Raw genomic sequence first — 2,184 nt, forward strand, 5'->3', positions numbered from 1 at the left:
GCGCCGTTCGATGCTGGAGGGGGCCAGGGCCTGGACTCGCCCACCCGCGCCGAGGTCGTGCGCATGACCCTGCGCGGCATCCGCCGCACCCGCCGGGCCCGCCCGCGCCGCAAGGAACCGGTCATCCTGCCCGTCCTGGAGGCGCTGCTGTCGGTGCGCCCGGGCCCCGAACACCCCCACGGGGTGGCCCGCAGACGCGACACCCTGCTGCTGCTGACCGGGTTCGGCGGGGCCCTGCGCCGCAGCGAACTGGCCGCGCTGACCTTCGACGACCTGACCCTGCACACCGACCCCGCCACCGGTGCCCCCGCCCTGGTGGTGGCACTGGGCGCGACCAAGACCGACCAGGAGGGCCGCCACGGCCAACGGGTCGCCCTGCCCCGGGGGCGGCACCGCCACACCTGCCCGGTGTGCGCCTACGCCGACTGGGCCGCCCTGGTCGAGACCCACCGCGCGGGCGGTGAGGAGGCGGTGGCCGCCCTGCTGGAGCGCCCCCGCCCCGAGGGGGCCCTGGCCCATCTGTGCCAGGGCTGGCCGGGCACGGACCTGGCCGACGGCTCCGAGCGCCCCCTGCTGCCCGCCGTGGACCGCCACGGCCACCTCGGGTCGCGCCCGATGTCGGGCCGGGCCGTGGGGGAGCTGGTCAAACGCTACGCCCGCCGCGCCGGGCTGGACCCCGACGACTTCGGCGGGCACTCCCTGAGGGCGGGGTTCGCCACCCAGGCCGCGCTGGGCGGGGCCAGCGACCGCGAGATCATGCGCCAGGGCCGCTGGACCAACCCGCGCACGGTCCACGACTACATCCGCACCGCCAACCCGCTGGAGGACAACGCCGTCACCCGGCTGGGCCTGTGACCCCGCCCTCCTGGGCCCCTTGGGCATCTCAGCTTGCCAACAAACACACCAGTAGTACTCGAAATCACCAGTTAAAGTGCGATCCTTCCCTGATGAGACATTAGGTTGGTTCCGTGAGAAAGGGGACGGGCCCATGGTCGACGAGTTTCGCGCGGCGTTCCAAGAACTGATCGACGCCTCCGTCGCCACCGACCCCCAACACTTCCCCCCGGCCGTCCACAAGGTCTACGTGCTGGCCTCCCAGATCCCCGCCTCCGAACGCGAACTCGCCCTGGAGGCCCTGGCCCCCCTGCTCTCGGGAGACCACGCCGCCCCCGGCATCATCGCCGACCTGTCCGTGGTCGCCGGAGCCCTGGTCGAGATGGGCACCGACCCCGGCCCCACCGGCATCGAGGTCCTGCGCCGCCTGCGCACCATGGGCCGGGGCGCCATCGTCTTCGTCCGCGCCTGGGAACGCACCGGCAACGACGCCCCGCCCGACCCCGACGCCGTCACCGCCGACGCCGAGGCCCGCGTGAGCTCCGACCTGGGCAACGACGCCCCCGGCGCCACCATGTGCTGGTGGACCATCCGCCGCCACGGCCTGGCCGCCAGGACCATGCTCAGCGAGGCCCCCGTGCGCGCCCACATGCGCCGCGACCCCTCCCTGCACGCCGAACTCCTGGCCATCGCCAACCAGCTCGCCGACCTGCTCACCGAGTTCGTCCAGGTCCGCGACCTGCTGCGCATGGCCGAGGCCACCGGCGCCCTGGTCCTGGACCGCGCCTCCCAGCGCGCCTTCCGCGTCCGCTTCGAGGGCATCGGCGACAACGCCCAGCTGCACACCCTGCTCGCCGACGCCCTCATCGGCCCCCGCCGCCAGGGCCTGCCCGGGGACCCGCCCGACCCGCGCTGGGTCGCCGCCTTCCGCGACAGCGCCCCCGACCCCGCCGCCCAGACCGTGCGCGGCTGGTGGAACCTGGTCGCCCACGACGGCACCTGGGTGTGGAACGAGGGCCTGCCCGCCGAGATCCCCACCCTGGAGGGCGAACACCTGCTGGTCCTGGACGAACAGCCCTACCCCCGCTCCTGGAACGCCGCCCGGCGCCACCCCCAGGTACGCGGCTGGCTGGAGGTGGAGGCCGAACTGCCCCCCGAGGAGGCCGCGCTGTGGTGGAAGCGCGTCGCCCCGGCCGAACCGGCCATCCCCACCACCGACGAGGACCAGCACCCGCCGCTACCCGAACCGGTCGTACTCGGCACCGAGGAGGCCGAACCCCTCCGGGTCCGCGGCTTCCTGCCCGAGGAACCCCCCGCACCCGAGCCGGCGGCCCCGCCCGAGCCCCAGAG

General features: G+C 74.8%; 2 protein-coding genes. Both read left to right on the forward strand.

Annotated elements, in window-relative coordinates:
- A partial coding sequence (locus DQW06_RS11540) for a site-specific integrase (RefSeq protein WP_117198417.1) occupies window positions 1-855 on the forward strand: 855 nt, incomplete at its 5' end.
- Between the two features lie 133 nt (window positions 856-988).
- Window positions 989-2,184, forward strand: a 1,196-nt coding sequence (locus tag DQW06_RS11545) for a hypothetical protein (RefSeq protein WP_117198418.1), incomplete at its 3' end; no start/stop codon positions are given.

The sequence above is a fragment of the Nocardiopsis sp. TNDT3 genome (assembly GCF_003427465.1).
Classification (GTDB): Bacteria; Actinomycetota; Actinomycetes; order Streptosporangiales; family Streptosporangiaceae; genus Nocardiopsis; species Nocardiopsis dassonvillei.